This window comes from Neoroseomonas eburnea, assembly GCF_018129005.1.
Classification (GTDB): domain Bacteria; phylum Pseudomonadota; class Alphaproteobacteria; order Acetobacterales; family Acetobacteraceae; genus Neoroseomonas; species Neoroseomonas eburnea.
Genome location: NZ_JAAEDL010000006.1, coordinates 38,882 through 57,475 on the forward strand (window position 1 = coordinate 38,882; position 18,594 = coordinate 57,475).

15 protein-coding genes are annotated in these 18,594 nt (G+C 71.5%); 9 read left to right on the top strand and 6 right to left on the bottom strand.

Annotated elements, in window-relative coordinates:
• The first annotated feature begins 53 nt into the window (after positions 1 to 53).
• The 5 genes from GXW74_RS07755 (at position 54) to GXW74_RS07775 (ending at position 5,956) form a co-directional block, all read left to right on the top strand.
• On the top strand, positions 54 to 1,178 hold the full coding sequence (locus GXW74_RS07755; protein WP_211845915.1) for a TIGR03364 family FAD-dependent oxidoreductase: 1,125 nt from the start codon (positions 54 to 56) through the stop codon (positions 1,176 to 1,178).
• Positions 1,175 to 1,996 (top strand): phosphonoacetaldehyde hydrolase, encoded by an 822-nt coding sequence (phnX, locus tag GXW74_RS07760; protein ID WP_211845916.1) that lies wholly within the window; start codon positions 1,175 to 1,177, stop codon positions 1,994 to 1,996. The genes GXW74_RS07755 and phnX overlap by 4 nt, the downstream gene beginning before the upstream one ends.
• Positions 1,997 to 2,081: 85 nt before the next feature.
• Positions 2,082 to 3,101 (top strand): putative 2-aminoethylphosphonate ABC transporter substrate-binding protein, encoded by a 1,020-nt coding sequence (locus GXW74_RS07765; RefSeq protein ID WP_211845917.1) that lies wholly within the window; start codon positions 2,082 to 2,084, stop codon positions 3,099 to 3,101.
• Between the two features lie 22 nt (positions 3,102 to 3,123).
• Positions 3,124 to 4,269, top strand: a complete 1,146-nt coding sequence (locus GXW74_RS07770) for an ABC transporter ATP-binding protein (RefSeq protein WP_211845918.1) — start codon at positions 3,124 to 3,126, stop codon at positions 4,267 to 4,269.
• Positions 4,262 to 5,956: a putative 2-aminoethylphosphonate ABC transporter permease subunit gene (locus GXW74_RS07775; protein WP_211845919.1), complete on the top strand. Its 1,695-nt coding sequence runs from the start codon at positions 4,262 to 4,264 to the stop codon at positions 5,954 to 5,956. The genes GXW74_RS07770 and GXW74_RS07775 overlap by 8 nt, the downstream gene beginning before the upstream one ends.
• A gap of 1 nt (position 5,957) precedes the next feature.
• On the opposite strand, the gene GXW74_RS07780 is transcribed toward GXW74_RS07775, so the two are convergent.
• The 6 genes from GXW74_RS07780 to GXW74_RS07805 form a co-directional block, all read right to left on the bottom strand.
• Complete coding sequence (locus GXW74_RS07780) at positions 5,958 to 7,379, bottom strand: alkaline phosphatase family protein (protein ID WP_211845920.1); 1,422 nt, start codon at positions 7,377 to 7,379, stop codon at positions 5,958 to 5,960.
• Positions 7,380 to 7,390: 11 nt separating this feature from the next.
• The gene (locus GXW74_RS07785) at positions 7,391 to 8,353 is read right to left on the bottom strand and encodes a PHP domain-containing protein (protein ID WP_211845921.1); all 963 of its coding nucleotides are present in this window, start codon (positions 8,351 to 8,353) and stop codon (positions 7,391 to 7,393) included.
• 73 nt (positions 8,354 to 8,426) lie between these two features.
• The gene (gene phnE / locus GXW74_RS07790) at positions 8,427 to 9,194 is read right to left on the bottom strand and encodes a phosphonate ABC transporter, permease protein PhnE (protein WP_211845922.1); all 768 of its coding nucleotides are present in this window, start codon (positions 9,192 to 9,194) and stop codon (positions 8,427 to 8,429) included.
• Positions 9,191 to 10,048 carry a phosphonate ABC transporter, permease protein PhnE gene (gene phnE / locus GXW74_RS07795; protein WP_211845923.1) on the bottom strand — a complete coding sequence of 286 codons (858 nt, stop codon included), beginning with the start codon at positions 10,046 to 10,048 and terminating at the stop codon, positions 9,191 to 9,193. Before phnE (GXW74_RS07795) ends, phnE (GXW74_RS07790) begins: the two co-directional genes overlap by 4 nt.
• Positions 10,049 to 10,960, bottom strand: coding sequence for a phosphonate ABC transporter substrate-binding protein (gene phnD / locus GXW74_RS07800; protein WP_211845924.1), 912 nt, complete (start codon positions 10,958 to 10,960; stop codon positions 10,049 to 10,051).
• Positions 10,961 to 11,254: 294 nt separating this feature from the next.
• On the bottom strand, positions 11,255 to 13,231 hold the full coding sequence (locus tag GXW74_RS07805; protein ID WP_211845925.1) for a PhoX family protein: 1,977 nt from the start codon (positions 13,229 to 13,231) through the stop codon (positions 11,255 to 11,257).
• A 273-nt stretch (positions 13,232 to 13,504) separates the two neighbouring features.
• Between GXW74_RS07805 and GXW74_RS07810 the strand changes: the two genes are divergently transcribed.
• Genes GXW74_RS07810 through GXW74_RS07825 form a run of 4 tightly spaced genes read left to right on the top strand, consistent with a single transcriptional unit; the run spans position 13,505 to position 18,557 of the window.
• The gene (locus GXW74_RS07810; protein WP_211845926.1) at positions 13,505 to 14,758 is read left to right on the top strand and encodes a sarcosine oxidase subunit beta family protein; all 1,254 of its coding nucleotides are present in this window, start codon (positions 13,505 to 13,507) and stop codon (positions 14,756 to 14,758) included.
• A gap of 1 nt (position 14,759) precedes the next feature.
• Positions 14,760 to 15,035, top strand: a complete 276-nt coding sequence (locus GXW74_RS07815; RefSeq protein WP_246523051.1) for a sarcosine oxidase subunit delta — start codon at positions 14,760 to 14,762, stop codon at positions 15,033 to 15,035.
• Entirely contained in the window at positions 15,032 to 17,977 is a 2,946-nt protein-coding gene (locus GXW74_RS07820; protein WP_211845927.1) for a sarcosine oxidase subunit alpha family protein, read from the top strand. Before GXW74_RS07815 ends, GXW74_RS07820 begins: the two co-directional genes overlap by 4 nt.
• The gene (locus GXW74_RS07825; protein WP_211845928.1) at positions 17,964 to 18,557 is read left to right on the top strand and encodes a sarcosine oxidase subunit gamma; all 594 of its coding nucleotides are present in this window, start codon (positions 17,964 to 17,966) and stop codon (positions 18,555 to 18,557) included. Before GXW74_RS07820 ends, GXW74_RS07825 begins: the two co-directional genes overlap by 14 nt.
• The last annotated feature ends 37 nt before the right edge of the window (positions 18,558 to 18,594 follow it).

Below are 18,594 nucleotides of genomic sequence, written 5' to 3' on the forward strand. Positions count from 1 at the left end.
CTGCTGTCCGCGAGCACGACCGGCGCGCGGTCATGGAGCTTCGAAAGGCTGTGATGGATAGGGAATACGATCTGGTCGTCGTCGGCGCCGGCATCCTCGGACTGGCGCACGCGCTGCACGCCGCGCGGCGCGGCCTGAAGGTCGCGGTGCTGGACCGTGATGCGCAGGCCAATGGCGCGAGCATCCGCAATTTCGGCTTCGTCACCGTCACCGGCCAGGGGGCGCGCGACACCTGGCGCCGCGCCCGCCGCAGCCGCGACATCTGGGCGGAAGTTGCCGCGCTCGCCGGCATCGCGGTTCATCACCGCGGCCTGTTGATGACCGTGCGCCGGCCGGAGGCGGCCGCGGTCATCGAGGAATTCGCAGCCGGCCCGATGGGCGAGGGATGCCGCGTCCTGCACGGGACGGAACTCGCGGCCCATGCGCCGCCGCTGCGGGCGGACCATCTGCTTGCCGCGCTGCACAGCCCGCACGAACTGCGCGTCGAGAGCCGCGACGCCATCCCGCGCCTCGCCGGCTGGATGGAGGCTGCACTGGGCGTGCGCTTCCACCGACGCGTCGCGGTCCACGCGGTGGAGGCCGGCCGCGTCGAAACCGCCGCCGGCACCTTCCGCGCCTCGCGCATCGTGGTCTGTCCCGGCCCCGACATCGCGACGCTGTTCCCGGATGCCTTTGCGCGGAGAGGCGTGACGCTGTGCAAGCTGCACATGCTGCGCCTGGCCGATCCCGGCTGGCGCCTGCCTGCGGCGGTGATGAGCGACCTTGGCCTGCATCGCTACCGCGGCTATGCGGAATGCCCATCTCTGCCGGCGCTGCGCGCGCGCCTCGCCACCGAGCAGCCGGAGGAACTGGCGCACGGCGTCCATCTCATCGTCGTGCAATCCGCCGACGGTTCGCTGGTGGTGGGGGACAGCCACCACTACGGCGACACGCCCGACCCCTTCCAGCCGGAGGAGGTGGATGCGCTGATCCTGAACGAAGCGCGGGCGGTGCTCGACCTGCCGGCGCCGCGCGTCGTCGAGCGCTGGACGGGACTCTATCCCTCGGCGTCCGAGGATGCCTTCTTCGAGGCGCCGGCGCGCGGCGTGCGCCTCGTCTCCGTCACCTCCGGCACCGGCGCCAGCACCGCCTTCGGGCTCGCCGAGGAAGTGCTGGCCGATCTCGAGGCAAACCCATGACCAGCATCAAGGCCGTCATCCTCGATTGGGCCGGCACCGTGCTGGACCACGGCAGCCGCGCGCCCATGGGCGCCTTCGTCGAGGCCTTCGCGCGCTTCGGCGTGACCATCTCCATCGCCGATGCGCGAGGACCGATGGGCATGGCCAAGCGCGACCACATCCGCATGGTCGGCACGTCGCCTGCCGTCCTCGCGGCCTGGCGGGCGCGGCACGGGCGGGACTTCGGAGAGGCCGACATCGACGCCATCTTCGAGGTGTTCGAGCCCTTGAACGTCGCCGCGGTGGAGGCTCACAGCGCGCTGATCCCCGGTGCCGCCGAGGCCCTCGCCTGGTGCGCCGCGCGCGGCATCCGCATCGGGTCCACCACCGGCTACACACGCCCCATCATGGATCGGCTGGCGCCGCTCGCCGCCTCCCAGGGCTTCGTGCCGGAGGTGACGGTCTGCGCCGGGGATCTCGCGGCAGGCCGCCCCGCCCCGCTGCAGATGTGGCTCGCCCTTGCGCGGATGGGCATCTGGCCGGCGAGCAGCGTGGTGAAGCTGGACGACACGCCGCCCGGCATCGGCGAGGCGCGGGCGGCCGGCTGCTGGGCCGTGGGGGTCGCGCTGTCCGGCAACGTCGCCGGACTCTCGACAGAGGAGCTGGCCGCCCTGGCGCCGGCGGAACGCGACGCGCTGCGGCGGGAGGCAGCCGAGCTGCTCATGCGGGCCGGCGCGCATCTGGTGGTGGATTCCATCGCCGACCTGCCCGCCGCGGTCGGGCATATCGAGGCGCGGCTCGGCGGCGGCGAACGCCCGGGGGGGTGGGAGACATGCTGACGCGGAATGGAAACATTTACGTCACGCGCATGACTTCGGCTGTGGGCTACGCAGCCGCCGCACCTACGGATCGGGAGTTCCGAACATGCGCCGCGTCATTCTCCTCGCCCTTGCTCTCGCCGGCCTGGCGCCGGCCGCGGAGGCCCAGCAGCGCACGCGCCTGACGGTCTACACCGCGCTCGAGAACGAGCAGCTCGCCCCCTTCAAGCAGGCGGCCGAGGCGGCGCTGCGCGATGTCGAGATCGCCTGGGTGCGCGATTCCACCGGCGTCATCACCGCCCGCCTGATCGCCGAGCGCGCCAACCCGCGCGCCGACATGGTGTGGGGCCTGTCGGTCTTCTCCCTGCTGCAGATGGAGGGGATGGACATGCTCGAACCCTACACGCCGCAGGGGGCGGAGGCGCTGCGCGCGAACATGCGCAGCGACCGCAGCCCGATGACCTGGACGGGCATGGATGCCTTCGTCTCGGCGATCTGCTTCAACACGGTGGTGGCGCAGCAGCGCAACCTGCCGCGCCCGACGACATGGAACGACCTGCTCGCGCCGGCCTTCCGCGGCCAGGTGGTGATGCCCAACCCGAATTCCTCCGGCACCGGCTTCCTGACCATGGCGGGCTGGATCGGTGCGCGCGGCGAACAGGGTGCCTGGGACTACATGACCCGCCTGCACGACAACATCCAGGTCTACACCCACTCCGGCTCGGCGCCCTGCAACAACGCGGCGCGCGGCGAATACGGCGTCGGCATCTCCTTCGACATGCGCTCGGTGACGCTGCGCAATCAGGGCGCGCCGATCGAGATCATCGTGCCGACCGACGGCGTGGGCTTCGACCTCGAGGCGACGGCGATCCTGCGCGGCACGCGCAACCAGGCGGCGGCGCGGCGCCTCGCGGACTTCGCGGTGTCGCGGCCGGCGATGGAGCTCTATGGCCGCTACTACGCGCTGCTCGCCCTGCCGGGCGTGGAGCCCTCCGTGCGCAACTACCCCGCGGATTTCGGCGAGCGCCTGGTGAACGCCGATTTCCGCGCCGTCGCCGCACGGCGCGATGAGCTGCTGCGCGAATGGGCGCGCCGCTTCGACGGCAAGTCGGCGCCGCGGAACTGAACATCACGGCCGGAGTGCTGCAATGACCGCCCATCGGCAGGATCTGGACGCCTCCGACGGGCGGCTGGCGCCGGGCGACACGCCCGGCGGCGAGCAGGCCGTGCCGTATCTGGAAGTCCATGACGTCGGCAAGCAGTTCGGCACCTTCGTCGCGCTGCGCCGCGTCAACCTCGCGGTGCGCAGCGGCGAGTTCGTGACCTTCCTCGGCCCTTCGGGCTGCGGCAAGACGACGCTGCTGCGCGGCATCGCCGGGCTCGATCCGCCCAGCACGGGCCGCATCCTGCAGGCCGGGCGGGACATCACCTTCCTGCCGCCCGCCGCGCGCGATTTCGGCATCGTCTTCCAGTCCTATGCGCTGTTCCCGAACCTGACGGTGACGGAGAATGTCGCCTACGGTCTGCGCGGACCGGCATGGCCGCGCCGGCGGGTGCAGGAACGCGTGGCGGAACTGCTCGGCCTGGTCGGCCTGGCGGACCAGGCGCCGAAGTACCCGGCGCAGCTCTCGGGCGGCCAGCAGCAGCGCGTGGCGCTGGCACGCGCGCTGGCGAACGAGCCGGGGCTGCTGCTGCTCGACGAGCCGCTCTCGGCGCTCGATGCCATCGTGCGGCAGCACCTGCGGCAGGAGATCCGGTCGCTCCAGCAGCGCCTCGGCGTGACCACCATCATGGTCACCCACGACCAGGAGGAGGCGCTCGGCGTCTCCGACCGCATCGTGGTCATGAGCCGCGGCCGCATCGAGCAGATCGGCACGCCGGCCGAAGTCTACGATCGCCCGGCGAGTCCCTTCGTCGCGGGCTTCATCGGCCATTCGAGCCGCTTCGAGGCGATGGTGGACAGCCCCGCCGGCAGCATCCTCGCCCAGGGTATCCGGCTGCAGGCGGAGGCGGCGCGCCATCTGCTCTACGGCAGCCGCGTCCTCGTCTTCGTGCGGCCCGAGCATGTCGCGCTGCACCCTGCTTCCGCTGCGCCGCCGGGGGCGCTGCCGGCCCAGGTCACGGGCCTCGAATTCCTTGGCCCGGTATGCCGTGTCTCGCTGCAGGCCGGACCCCTCGCGCTGATGGCATCCGCGGCGCCCGCCGAGCTGATGGACCTCGCGGCCGAGCCCAGCGCGCAGATCGCCGTCACGCTGCCGCCGGAGCGGCTGATGGTGTTCCCCGAGGATGTCTGAGGCGCTGCGCGGCGTCGCCGTCTCGCGCCCCGTGCTCTCGGCGGATCAGCGCCTGATGCGCGCGGGCCTGGTCCTGGCGCTGGTCTTCCTGGGCCTCTTCCTCGCGCTGCCGCTCGGCACGCTGCTGGTCCGTGCCTTCGAGACGCGGGAGGGCGAGTTTGCCGGCCTCACGAACTTCGTCACCTATGCGGCGACGCCTGCACTGCTTCGCGCAGCGTGGAACAGCATCTGGACGGCGGCGCTCACCGCGGTGCTGGTGGTGCCGATCGCCTTCGCCTATGCCTATGCCCTGACGCGCGCCTGCGTGCCCTTCAAGCCCTTGTTCCGCGCGGTGATGATGCTGCCGCTGCTGGCCCCTTCGCTGCTGCCGGCGCTGGCGCTGATCACCCTGTTCGGCAACCAGGGCATGCTGAAATGGGCGCTGGCCGGCGGCAGCATCTACGGCCCGGCCGGCATCGTGGCGGCGCAGGTCTTCTACTGCTTCCCGGCGGCGGCGCTGATCCTCTGCGTCGCGCTCTCGACGGCGGATGCCCGTCTCTATGAAGCCGCTGAGGCGCTCAAGGCGACGCGGCTGCGCATCTTCCTCACGGTCACGCTGCCCGGCGCGCGCTACGGGCTGGTCTCCGCCGGGGTGGTCGTCTTCACCCTGGTGGTGACGGATTTCGGCATCCCGAAGGTGATCGGCGGGCAGTTCCCGGTGCTCGCCACCGATGTCTACAAGCAGGTGGTCGGGCTGCAGGACTTCAACATGGGCGCGGTCGTCGGCCTGGTGCTGCTGGTGCCGGCGGTGATCGCCTTCGTGCTCGACCGCTGGGCGACGCGGCAGCGCGCCGGGACGCTGAGCGGGCGCGCCGTGCCGCTGCGGCCCAGGCCGCGTCGCCGCCGCGACGTGCCGCTGTTCGCCTTCTGCATGCTGGTGGCAGCCATACTGTTCGGGATCGTCGGCGTCGCGGCGTGGGGTTCGCTGATCCGCTTCTGGCCCTATGACCTGTCGCTGACGCTCGACAACTACGACTTCTCGCGCTTCGACACCGCGGGCTGGGGTGCCGTGTGGTTCTCGGTCCGCATGGCCGCGCTGGTCGCCGTGCTTGGCACGGTGATCGTCTTCGTCGTCGCCTACGTCCTGGAACGCGGACCAGCCGGCGGCAGCGTGCCGGCGCTGACGCGCTTCGCGGCGACGACGCCGCTGGCGGTGCCGGGACTGGTGCTTGGCCTCGCCTACATCCTGTTCTTCAACCACCCGGCCAATCCGCTCGGTCTGCTTTACGGCACGATGGCGATCCTGGTGCTGAACTCGATCGTGCACTTCTACACGGTCGGCCATCTGACGGCGGTCACCGCGATCCGCCAGCTCGATCCGGAATTCGAGGCGGTCGGCGCGTCGCTGCGCGTGCCGGTCTGGGTCACCTTCGCCCGCGTCACGGTGCCGATCTGCCTGCCCGCGATCCTGGAGATTGCCGTCTACCTCTTCGTCAACGCCATGACGACGGTCAGCGCGGTGATCTTCCTCTACGGCCCGGACACCAAGCCCGCCTCCGTCGCCGTCGTCCACATGGATGAGGCCGGGCAGGCCAGCGCGGCCGCCGCGATGGCGGTGGTGATCCTTGGCGTCACCACCGCGGCGAAGCTTGGGCAGCTTGGGCTGGGCGCGGCGCTTGGGCGCCTCACCCAGGCCTGGCGCCGCTGAGTCAGGACCGACGCAGCGCCGTCGGGTAGAAGCGGCCCGAGGGCGCGCGCATCGCTTCCAGCACGAAACCGCCCGGCAGGTCGAGCACCTCGCGGTTCGGCGGCGCGTCCGCCGCAGCATCGAGCGCGGCGCGCAGCGGGCGGCCCTCCATCCCTTCGACCGGCAGCCCGAGCGCATGCAGCACGGTCGGCACGATGTCGGTCAGGTCCGCCGGTTCCTCGGCCACCGCACCGCGGCGGAACGGACCGCCCTCCATCACGAGCACGGTGGCGAGTTCGGCGCGGTGCAAGCCGCCATGCATGCCGCCGCCCTCCGGCACGTCCGGCGCGTCGAAGGGCGCGAAGCCGGGCAGGCCCCATTCGTCCGGCGCTTCCTCGCCCGCGAAGGTCGCGACCAGGTCGGCGCTGCGTGCATGGGCGCTGCCGAGCAGGGCGAGCGGAACGGTGCGCCCCTCCGGCAGGATGGACGGGTCGCGTGCCAGCAGCGGCCCCGCCCAATCCTGCGCTGCGAGGAAATCGGCGATCAGCGGCGCCAGCGCGGCATCGCGCAGCCAGATCCCGGGAGCGGCCGCCGGGGCCACCACCACATCGACCTCCGGCGCCATGCCGGTGCCGGCGCGGAAGCCTGCGCGTTGCAGTTCGGTGCGCAGGCAGCGCTTGCCGCGGCCGGTGACGTGGCCGTGGTCGGACAGCACGATGATGGCGATCTCCGCCGCATCGGGCTGTGCTTCGCGCCAGGCGCGGATGCGGCCGAGCACGGCATCCGCCGCGGCCAGCGCGTCGCGCGTCGCCGCCGCGCCGAGCCCACCCCAATGGAAGGAGATGTCGGGCTCCGACAGCCAGAGCAACGCCACGTCCGGGCGATGCCGAGGCAGCACGTGCTCGAGCAGCACGCGTCCGGCGAATTCGACGCGCGGCGTATTCGGCATGCCATGGGCGGGCGTGGCGCCGAGCGCGGCGCGCACCTCCTCTGCCGCCATGCCGGCGCTGTCCTCGACGTTCCAGCGGAAGCTGCCGAGGCGCTCCGCCGCCGGGTGCAGCAGCCGTGCCGCGCCCGCGGTCCCGGCGCTGACCAGCGCGAAGCGCCGGCCGGCAGGGGCCAGGCGCTCGGCCAGGCTCGGCCGCTGCAAGGGCGATTCCGCGCCCGCCGCCATGGCGAGAACGTCCTCCACCAGTTTGGTGCGCAACAGGCGGTCCGGCGCGACGGTGGCGTCGAACAGCGTGTTCGCCACCATGCCGTGGCCGCCCGGACGGCAGCCGGTGATCAGCGAGGGCGTCGCCACCCGCGTCTCGGAGGGGAAGACGCTGCGCGCATTGGCGAAGCGCGTGCCCGCAGCGGCGAGCGCGAAGAGGTTCGGCGTCGCGGTGGCGTCCACCATGTCCGGACGCAGGCCGTCGAGGGCCACCATGATGACGCGGGTCATTGCTTTCTCCCTCAGCGTGCGATGAGCACGGGATTGGCCCAGGCGCGCCGCCCCTGCGCATCCGCGACGACGATGCGCGCGAAGCCGCCAGGCAGCAGCTTTCCGATCGGAAGCCGCACGCGCGTCTGGTTCGCCTGCACCGACTGCACGGCGAGCGAGCCGCGGCCCAGCGCCATCACGCTCGCCGCCGGGGAGCAGGTGACCTCCACCTCATCCGTGCCCCAGGCGATGTCGTGGATCAGCGGCCCCTGGGTCGAGTAGAAGCGGCCGGACTTGATCGCTTCCAGCAGGGGCTCCGGCTCATTCGCCTCGGCCTTCACCATGAGCCAGCCGCCGAAGGCGTCGGGGCAGGCGAAATGGGCGTCGTCCACGGCGATCAGGTTGATGTGGCGTCCCTCCGCCAGGAGCAGGTCGGCCATGTAGACGCCGTCGCCGCGCTCGGTGCGGAGCTGGGAGGTGTGATTGTAGACCTCGACGGCATGGGCGCCCGGGATGCTGCGCGCATCCTCGATCGTCAGCGCGTACCAGGCGGGATGCGGGATGGCGACGAAGGCGCCGGCGGCCAGCGCGCGCGCGGCAAGGGCCGGTCCGCTCTCCTCCGCGGCGGTCGGCGCGAAATCGGCAGGCAGGCCGACGGCGAGGATGTGCCACTGTTCCCCGAGCGCCGTCGCCGGGGCATGCAGTTCGGCGCCCAGGATCGTGGTGAAGCGGCTGGTGCGGTAGGGGCGCGTGTCCACGATCGGGAAGCCGTATTTCGGCAGGAAGTGGTCGGTCAGGGCCAGGAAGTCGTAACCGGCGTCCCGATAGGTCGCGCAGACCGCCTCCGGCGCCAGCATGCCGTCGGACAGGGTGGAATGCGTGTGGATGTTGCCCTTCCAGAAGCGGCCGGGGCTGGTGAAGGCAGGATCGTGGACCATGGTCGCCTTGCGGTTGTCGAACGGATGCTGGAGCGGTTCCCGTTCGCCTTGGCTCACGGCAACCGCTCCAGCCATTGATTTCGCGAGCATCTTTACCCGATCAGGTGATTCCACCTGATCGGGATCTGCTCTAGGGGCGGATGAGGCGCAGGCGGATCATCCGGCTTGCCAGGTCGATCGCCGCGACCATGGCAAGGATCATCAGCATGATAAAGGCGGCCTCGTCCCAGTTGTTGATGCGGATGCGGTCGGACAGCGCGAGGCCGATGCCCCCGGCGCCCACCACGCCGAGGATGGTGGCAGAGCGCGTATTCGATTCCAGCGTGTAGAGCACCTGGGAGAGCATCACCGGCGCCACCTGCGGCAGCAGCCCGAGCCGGATGGCGAGTCCACGCCCCGCCCCGGCGGCGCGGACCGCCTCGACCTGGCGGCGGTCGGCCCCTTCCAGTGCCTCGGAGAACAACTTCGCCAGCGTGCCGGTGTCCGAGACGGCCAGCGCCAGGATGCCGGCGAAGGGCCCCATGCCGACGGCGGAGACGAAGATCAGTGCCCAGATCAGCGCATCGATGCCGCGCAGCCCGTCGAAGATGCGCCTGGCCGAGAAGCGCAGCAGCGCCGAGCCCACCACGTTCCCCGCGCCGAGCAGCGCCAGCGGCAGCGCCGCCACCGCCGCGAGCAGCGAACCGAGGAACGCCATCGCCAGGCTCTCGGCGAGCCCCTTCAGCAGGTCCGCGAAGGCCCCGCCGGGGGAAGGCGGCCACATCAGCGCGACCAGCCAGCCGAGCCGGCCCAGCCCGGTCCAGATGCGCTCCGGCGAGGCATCGATGCGCCACAGCCCGACCAGCAGCATCAGGAAGCCCGCACCGAAGATCAGCGGCGTGGCGGAAAGGCGGTTCATGCCGTGCGCGCCCCGAGCGCGCGCCGGCGCAGCGCGCCGCACAGCAGATCGATCGCCGAGACAGTCGCCAGGATCAGCACCAGGATGGCGGAGATGTCCTGGTATTCGAACTGGCGCACGGCGAGATAGAGCTCCTCCCCGATGCCGCCGGCGCCGACGATGCCGAGCACGCTCGCTTCCCGCACGTTGATCTCGAAGCGCAGCAGGCCGAGAGAGAGCATGCCGGGCAGGGATTGCGGCAACACGCCGAAGCGCATCTGCGCCGCCCAGGCGCCGCCGGTGGCGCGCACCGCCTCCACCGGGCCGAGGGCGGCGTTCTCGTGTTCCTCGGCGAACAGCTTGCCGAGGGCGCCGGCGGTGTGGAGCGCGATCGCCAGCATGCCGGCGAAGGCGCCGAGGCCGAAGGCGTAGACGAAGACGAGCGCGAGGACGAGCGTCGGCACGGTGCGCGCGAACTCCAGGAACCGCCGCGCGGCTGCCACCGCCCAGGGCGGCGCCAGCGTCGCCGCCGCCGGGAAGGACAGCAGCAGCCCCGCCGCCGCTCCCAGCACGGTGCCGGCATAGGCGATCAGCAGCGTGTCGCCGAGTAGCGCCAGCCAGTCCGGGAAGCCCCACATCCAGTCGGCGAGATCGGCGCCCAGTGTTTGCGCGTGCAGCGGCGGCAGGGTGCGGCTGACATAGTCCCAGGCGAGCGGCAGGCCGCGGCCCAGCCGCGTGAGGCTGACCTCACCCACCCAGCCGGCGGCGAGCACCGCGGCGAGGAAGGTGAGGCCGCCGAGCAGGAGACCGCGACGCCGCCGCGCGCGTGCCGCACGCCAATGGTCTTCCGCGGCAAGGACGGCGGCGCTGGCCATTCAGGACCGCCGCTCGCGCCGGCGCGCGGCGTTCTCCTCGAGGATCGCCATGATGTCCGCGTAGTCCTCGTGCCGGGCGGGCACAAGGCCGCGCGCGCCGGAGGACATCTCGCGGAACGCCTGGGCATCGCCTTGGGGCATCGCTGCCAGTGCAGCCGTCAACTCGGTGCGAAAGCTCTCGGGCAGGTCCATCCGCAGCACGATCGGGCTGTTGGGAATGAGCGGCGAACGCCAGATCACGCGGACCTGGCCATCCTGGATCATCCCCTTCTCCACCATGCGCTGGAAGGTGTTCCGGTTCTCGTTTGAATAGGCGACGACGGCCGCGTCGTAGGTGCCGTTGATCACCGCCATCACGCCCTGCTCGTGGCTGCCCGTGAAGCCGGTGCGGGAGAAGAAGGTGGCGGGGTCCATGCCCTGCCGGCGGAGGAACCAGCCCGGCACCTGGAACCCCGAGGTGCTGTTCGGATCGCTGAAGCCGAGCGAGCGGCCGCGCATGTCCTCGACGCGCTGGAAGGGGCTGTCCGTGCGTACGATCATGACGCTGTGGTAGCCTTCCATTCCCGCGTTATCGAGGTAGCGGAAGACCGGGGCGACGCGCTCGCCCATGATGCGGCGGGCGAGGCCGTAGGAGGCCGGGCCGAGATAGGCGAGCTCGGCATGGCCGGAGCGCAGTGCCTCCACCACCGCCGCATAGTCGGTGCCGCGGAAGACGCGGCAGGGCACGCCGAGACTGCGCTGCATGTAGGCCTGGAATCCCTGGAGGCGGGCGACGGCATCGCGCTCGTTCTCCACCGAGATCATGCCGAAGCGCAGTTCCGGCACCTGCGCGCGCCAGTCCGACTGCGCGGCGGCGGCGGGCGGCAGCAGGGCAAGGGTCGGCAGGGCGAGTGCGGTGCGGCGGGTGATCATGGGCGGCTCCTTGGTCGGGACGGCGCCGGGTGCCACGCGGCCCGGGACCTCCCGATGACGGATCGGTGAAGAAGCCGTGACGTCGGGAAGGGCCGATCGGCAACGTCGAGCGGGGGCGCGAACGCCCCCTTCGGCTGCGGCCCTCCTGCAGACCTCGATCGGGTGGGATCGCCCGATCGGCTGCAGCCGTCCGAACCAGCAAGGGCTTCGAGCGGTCTGGCGCGCGGGGCTGGTGGGGCGGCCGCGCGCCAGACCAAGACTCTGATAGCGAGCCAGCCGATAGGCTGGCCGGTATCAATCGCCGATCGGACCGCCGTCCTTCTTCACGATGGCGATCACCGACGGTCGCGGCGGCACGCCCTCGGCGAAGTCCGGCCAGCGTGTGGACGGGCGCTCGAAGGTGGAACCGCTGTCCTCGCCCGGGTGCTGGATGGCGAGGAAGATCGTGCGGTCATCCGGCGTGAAGAGCGGCCCGCAGACCTCCGCACCGGTCGGGGCCTGATAGAACAGCCGCGTCAGGGCACGGCCGCGGCCCGTGGTGTCGGCTGCGTAGAGGCCATCCGCTACCCCCGCCGCCGACGGCGCGCCGTCGGTGGCGATCCAGATCCGGCCCTTGCTGTCGAAGGCGCAGTTGTCGGGGCAGGACAGCCAGCCGTTCGGGCTGGTGGCGCGGTGATACTGCGCGCCGGCGTCGATGCCCGGTGCACCGGCGACGAGGAAAAGGCCCCAGCGCATCTCCTTCGCGGCGTGGTCCACCTCCGCCGTGCCGGCACCCGGCGGGATGATCTCCACCACATGGCCCTGGGTGTTGCGCGCGCGGGGATTCGCGGCATTGACCTGCTGCGCCGTGCGGCGGTCGTTGTTGGTCAGGATGACATAGACGCGGCCCGTCGTCTTGTTCGGCTCGACATCCTCCGGCCGGTCCATCGGCGTCGCGCCGAGCAGGCTCGCCGCCTGACGGGCATTGATCACGACGTCGCCCTGGTTGCGGAAGCCGTTGGCTTCGGTGAGCGGCCCCTGGCCATGCACCAGATCCAGCCACTCGACCTTGCCGTCATCCGACAGCTTCGCGACAGACAGCGTGCCTTCGTCCAGCAGGTCGCGGTTGGCGGCGCGGTTCTGCCGGTCGAAGGGCCGGGCGGTGACGAAGCGGTAGACGAACTCGAAGCGCTCGTCGTCGCCCATGTAGATCACCACGCGGCCATCCTTGCTGACGGCGTGGTGGCAGCCCTCATGCTTGAAGCGACCGAGGGCGGTGCGCTTCACCGGCTCGCTGGTCGGGTCATAGGGGTCGAACTCAACGACCCAGCCGAAACGGTTCGGCTCGTTCGGCTCCTTGCCGAGGTCGAAGCGTTCCATGTGCTGCGGCCAGGAATACCAGGCATTCTGCGTGATGCCGTAGCGGCGCCAGGCGGCATGCTGCGGGTTCTGCTGGTTGGCCGCCTCGGCGCCGCCGAAATAGCCGTTGAAGTTCTCCTCGGCGGTCAGCACCGTGCCCCAGGGCGTATTGCCGCCGGCGCAGTTGTTGAGCGTGCCGAGCACGCGCAGCCCGGTCGGGTCGGCGTTGGTCTTCAGCTTCTCATGCCCCGCCGCGGGGCCGGAGACGCGGATCGGCGTCTCGCCGGTGATGCGGCGGTTGAAGCGGCTCTCCTTCACGTAGGACCAGCGGCCGTTCTGCTTGCGGATCTCGACGATGGACATGCCATGGGCAAGCAGCTCGGTCTTCGCCTGTTCGGCACTCGCGCGCACCGAGCCGGTGCGGCCCGAGGGCAGGCCCGGCCACATCAGCGCGGTGTTGGTGTATTCGTGGTTCACCGCCAGCAGGCCGTGGTCGGAGCCGCTGTTTCCCTGCGGCAGGGGGAAGAAGTCCAGGTAGTCGTTGTTGTAGCCGAACTGCTTCGCCTGGGCGTCCGGCGTGCTGCGGCCCGGCACGAAGTCCGGCGCATCGGCGAGGATCGGGTCGCCCCAGCGGATCACCGTCTGGACCTCGTAGCCCTCGGCAACCGCTTCGGTCTGGGCGAGCTGGTGGCGGATCTCGGGGAAGCTCAGGGTGGAGGGGCCGCCCGCGCGGGGGACGCCCTGCGCCTCGGCCTCGCCCGGCAGGGCGCCGGCGGCGAGTGCCGCGGCCGCCGCCCCGGCGCCGAACAGGGCGCGGCGGCCGTAGCGCGCCTCGATGATCTCGCCGATCGGCCGGCGGGGATCGGGGTTGGAGGTGCCGAGTTCTTCCGAAGCGTCGATCTTGGCGTCCTCGGGGATCGGGGCTGTGTGCATATCGGGCATGGCGTCCGTCGCTGTGAGGATCGCCGCCGGCCGGATGGCCGGCGGTGAGTGCGATGTGGCGGGAACAGCCGCATGGGGAAACTACGCATTCGGTGAAGAATCTGCGACGGTGGCGCTGGAGGCGGGCTGCCGCGGTGTGGCGGCGCCCCGCACTGCCCATCCATCAGGCCGATCGCGGCTTAGCTGAGGACAGGGCCGCAGCCAGCGGGTTGCCAGCGGCGAAAGGCGGCCCCTAAAGTTCAGAAAGACAGTTCAAGGACGGCGATGCCACGCTATTCGGGCTTCCGCATCCTCGCAGAAGGCCTCCGCGGCAACAGCGGCTGGCAGCCGGCGTGGCGCAAGCCGGCGCCGAAATCCTCCTATGATGTCGTCGTGGTGGGTGGCGGCGGGCACGGCCTCGCCACCGCCTTCTACCTCGCCGAGGTCCATGGCATCCGCAATGTCGCCGTGCTCGAAAAGGGGCCGATCGGCCATGGCAATACCGGGCGCAACACGACGATCGTCCGCTCCAACTACCTGCTGCCCGAGAACAACAACTTCTACGAGCATTCGCTGAAGCTGTGGGAAGGGCTGGAGCAGTCGCTCGGCTACAACGTGATGATGAGCCAGCGCGGCGTCATCAACCTCTTCCACAACGACGCGCAGCGCAATGCCGCGCTGCGCCGCGGCAATTCCATGCGGCTCAACGGCATCGACGCCGAGATCCTCGACCGCGACGGCGTCAAGGCCATGTGCCCGCTCGTCGATCTCGACAATGGCCGCTACCCGGTGATGGGCGGGCTGCTGCAACGGCGCGGCGGCACGGCGCGGCACGACGCCGTCGCCTGGGGCTTCGCCCATGCGGCCGATGCGCGCGGCGTCGACATCATCGAGCATTGCGAAGTGACCGGCATGATCGTGGAAGGCGGCGCCATCCAGGGCGTGCGCACCACGCGCGGCGAGATCCGCGCGCCGAAGGTGGGCCTGGCCGTCGCCGGCCACACCAGCACGCTGACGGACATGGCCGGGTTCCGCGTGCCGATCGAGACCCACCTGTTGCAGGCCTTCGTCAGCGAGGGGCTGAAGCCGCTGATCGACTGCGTCGTGACCTTCGGCGCCGGGCATTTCTACATCAGCCAGTCGGACAAGGGCGGGCTGGTCTTCGGCGGCGGGCTCGACGGCTACCCGAGCTACGGCCAGCGCGGCACTCTGCCGGAAGCGGAGCATGTCTATGCCGCCGGCATCAGCATGATCCCGGCGCTGGGCCGGCTGCGCGGCCTGCGCTCCTGGGCCGGGGTGATGGACATGACGCCGGACGGTTCGCCCTACATCTGCAAGACGCCGGTGCGCGGCCTCTACATGACGGCGGGCTGGTGCTACGGCGGCTTCAAGGCGACGCCGGGCTCGGGCTGGTGCCATGCCTGGACCATCGCGAAGGACGAGCCGCACCGGCTGAACGCCGCGCACACCCTCGACCGTTTCCGGGAAGGCCGCATGCTCGACGAACGGGGCAACGGCCCCTTCTTCTGGGCGCAGTAGCATGCTGCGCATCCCCTGCCCGCATTGCGGCCCGCGCGACGAGGCCGAATTCTCCTACCGTGGCGACGCGACCGTCACGCGCCCCGGTCCGGAGGATGGGATCGAGGCCTTCCACGGCTACCTCTACGAGCGACGCAACCCGCGTGGCTGGCAGGTGGAATGGTGGCAGCACGGTGCGGGCTGCCGTGCCTTCCTCAAGGTGCTGCGCCACACCGTGACGCACGAGATCCGCGCTGTCGCGACGGCGACCGAGGCGCTGGAGGTGCCGGAGGCATGAGCCAGCCACATCGCCTTGCCGCCGGCGGCCATGTGGACCGGACGCGGCGCGTCTCCTTCACCTTCGATGGCCGGCGCTACGAGGGCCATCCGGGCGACACCCTCGCCTCCGCCCTGCTCGCCAACGGCGTGCGGCTGGTGGGGCGGTCCTTCAAGTACCACAGGCCGCGCGGCATCTTCTCCGCCGGCGTCGAGGAACCCAACGCGCTGGTGGAACTGCGCGACGGCGCAAGGCGGGAACCCAATACGCGGGCGACCGTCGTGGAACTCTTCGATGGGCTTGCCGCCACCAGCCAGAACCGGCGCGGCTCGCTCGCCTTCGACTGGATGGCGGTGAACGGGCTGCTCGCGCCCTGGCTCGGTGCCGGCTTCTACTACAAGACCTTCATGTGGCCCGCGGCCTATTGGGAAAGGGTCTATGAGCCGCTGATCCGCAAGGCGGCGGGCCTCGGCCGAGCCTCGGGCCTGCCTGACCCCGACCGCTACGAGGCGGCGCACGCGCATTGCGATGTGCTGGTGGTCGGCGCCGGCGCCGCCGGGCTGGCCGCGGCGCGCGCGGCGGGCGCGACCGGCGCGCGGGTGATCCTGGCGGAGCAGGATGCCCTGCCCGGCGGCGACCTGCTGAACGAGCCGGGGCTGGAACCCTGGCGCACCGAGGCGCTCGCCGCCCTTGCGGCGATGCCCGAGGTCACAATCATGCCGCGCACGACCGTCTTCGGCTTCTACGACCAGGGCGTGCTCGGCGCGGTGGAACGCGTCGCCGACCACCTGCCGGAACCGCCGCCGCACACGCCGCGGCAGAGGAGCTGGACCATTCGCGCGCGGGAAGTGGTGCTGGCGACCGGCGCCCATGAGCGCCTGATCGCCTTCCCCGGCAATGACCGCCCCGGCGTGATGCTGGCGGGCGCCGCGCGCAGCTATGCGCGTCGCTTTGGCGTGCGGGCGGGGGAGAACGTGGCGCTCTTCGCCACGCATGACGGCGCCTACGACGCTGCCTTCGCCCTCGCCGAGGCCGGCGCCCGCATCGCCGCCATCATCGACCCGCGACCGGACAGCCCGGCGATGCAGCGCGCGCGGGAAGCCGGCTTCGCCGTCAGGGCCGGCAGCGTGGTGTCCGCGACGGTCGGCGGCACGGCGCTGCGCGGCATCGAATTGCGCGCGGCCGGCGGGTCCGGGCGCGGCGATGCCGTCGCGGCGGACCTGTTGATGATCTCGGGCGGTTGGAACCCGGCGGTGCACCTGGCCAGCATGTCCGGCGCAGCACTCGCCTGGGACGAGGGGCTGCAGGCCTTCGTGCCGGGCCCGCCGGCGCAGCGCGAGCGCAGCGCCGGCGCCTGCCGCGGCGTCCACGGCATCGGCGCCGCCGCGGCGGATGGCGCCGCCGCCGGGCGCGCCGCCGCGATCGCCGCCGGCTTCGCCGCTGCACCGGATATTGCGCTGCCCGACGCGCCGGCGCCCGACCATCGGCCGCATCCGCTGTGGGAGGTGAGGGGCCGCGGCAAGGCTTTCGTGGACATCCAGGACGACGTCACCGCCGACGACATCCGCCTCGCGCATCGCGAGGGCTTCAGTCATATCGAGCACGCCAAGCGCTACACCACCCACGCCATGGGCACGGACCAGGGCAAGACCGGCGGCATCGTGGGCGCTGCCGTGCTCGCGGAGGCGCGCGGGGAGCCGCTGGCCAAGGTCGGCCTGCCGCGCTTTCGGCCCTACACCTCACCCATCGCCTGGGGCGCCATGGCGGGGGAGGGGGTCGGCGCCCACTTCCAGCCAACGCGCCGCACCTCCCTGCATGCGGTGCATGAGGCCGCCGGCGCGGTGTGGATGGATGCGGGCATCTGGAAGCGCCCGGCCTACTACCCGAAGCGCGAGGATGCCGACGCCTGGGCCAGCGTGCTGCGGGAAGCGCGCGCGGTGCGCGAGCGCGTCGGCATCTGCGATGTCTCGACGCTTGGCAAGATCGCGGTGGAAGGGCCGGATGCGGCGATCTTCCTCGACCGCGTCTATGCCAACACCTTCTCCACCCTGCCGGTCGGGCGCGCGCGCTACGGGCTGATGCTGCGGGAGGACGGCATCGTCTTCGACGACGGCACCACCAGCCGCATCGGACCGGACCGCTTCTTCGTCACCACCACCACGGCGCAGGCCGGGCCGGTGATGCAGCACCTCGAATTCCACCTCGCGAGCGTGTGGCCGGAGCTGGATGTCAGCCTTGCCAGCATCACCGACCAATGGGCGGGCATCGCCATCGCGGGACCGAAGGCGCGCGAGGTCATCGCCGGCGTGGTCAGCGGGCTCGACCTGTCGAACGAGGCCTTCCCCTTCATGGCGGTGGCCGACTGCATGGCCGCCGGCGTGCCGGCGCGGCTGTTCCGCATCTCCTTCTCGGGCGAGCTCGCCTACGAGATCGCCATGCCGGCCGGCTACGCGGCGCATGTCTGGCAGGCCGCGATGGCGGCCGGCGCACCGCACGGCATCGAGCCCTATGGCATGGAGGCACTCGGCCTGCTGCGCATCGAGAAGGGCCATGTCGCAGGTTCTGAGCTGAACGGGCAGACCACGGCGCAGGATCTCGGCCTCGGCCGGATGCTCAAGAAGAAGGGCGACTTCATCGGGCGTGTCCTGGCGCAGCGGCCCGGCCTGACGGACCCGTCGCGGCCGCGGCTGGTCGGGCTGCGCAGCCTCGATCCGCGCAGGCAGATCCGTGCCGGGTGTCATCTGCTGCTGCCGGGCGGCGACGGAAGCAGCCAGGGCTGGATCACCAGCGCGACGCAATCCGTCGTCGATCCTGGCTGGATCGGCCTCGGCCTGCTGCGCGACGGCGAAGCGCGGATCGGCAGCGAGATGTTGGCTGCGAACCCGCTGATGGGGGAGGAAGTGCCGGTGAAGGTCATCAGCCCCCACATGCACGATCCGGAGAATCTCCGTGTCCGCGCCTGAACCGACCCACCCGCTGGCTGCCGTCGCGACACCGGGCCGGCACGGCGCGGCCGGCGACGCGCCGCTGCGCGTCACGCTGCCGCGCCGCGACCTGGTGCAGGTGATGGCCCGGCGAGGCCGCGAAGAAGCGCTGGCCCGGGCGATGCAGGACACCTTCGGCATGGCACCGCCGGCGGCTGGCCGTTCCGCCACCGGCCGCGACGCCAGCGCCGTCTGGATCCAACCCGGGGCCTGGATGCTGACGGCACCGCGTGGCGCGGAAGGGGCGCTCGCCGCGCGTGCGGCAGCGGCCTTCGCGGGCCTCGCGGCGGTGGAGGACCAGAGCCACGGCCGCACCACCATCATCGTCTCCGGCCCCGCGGCGCGCGCCGTGCTGGCACGCGGCTGCCGGATCGACCTGCATCCGCGCGCCTTCGGTCCGGGTCGCGCGGCCGGGACGCAGATCGCGCATGTCTCCTGCCTGGTGCATCAGGTGGATGACGCGCCGAGCTTCGAACTGACGGTCTTCTCGACCCTCGCCGAGCCCTTCTTCCACTGGCTGCTTGAGGCCGGCGCCTCCCATGGCGTGGTGATCGCATGACGCGCCCCGCGCCGCCGCCGGTACAAGGCTCCGCAGC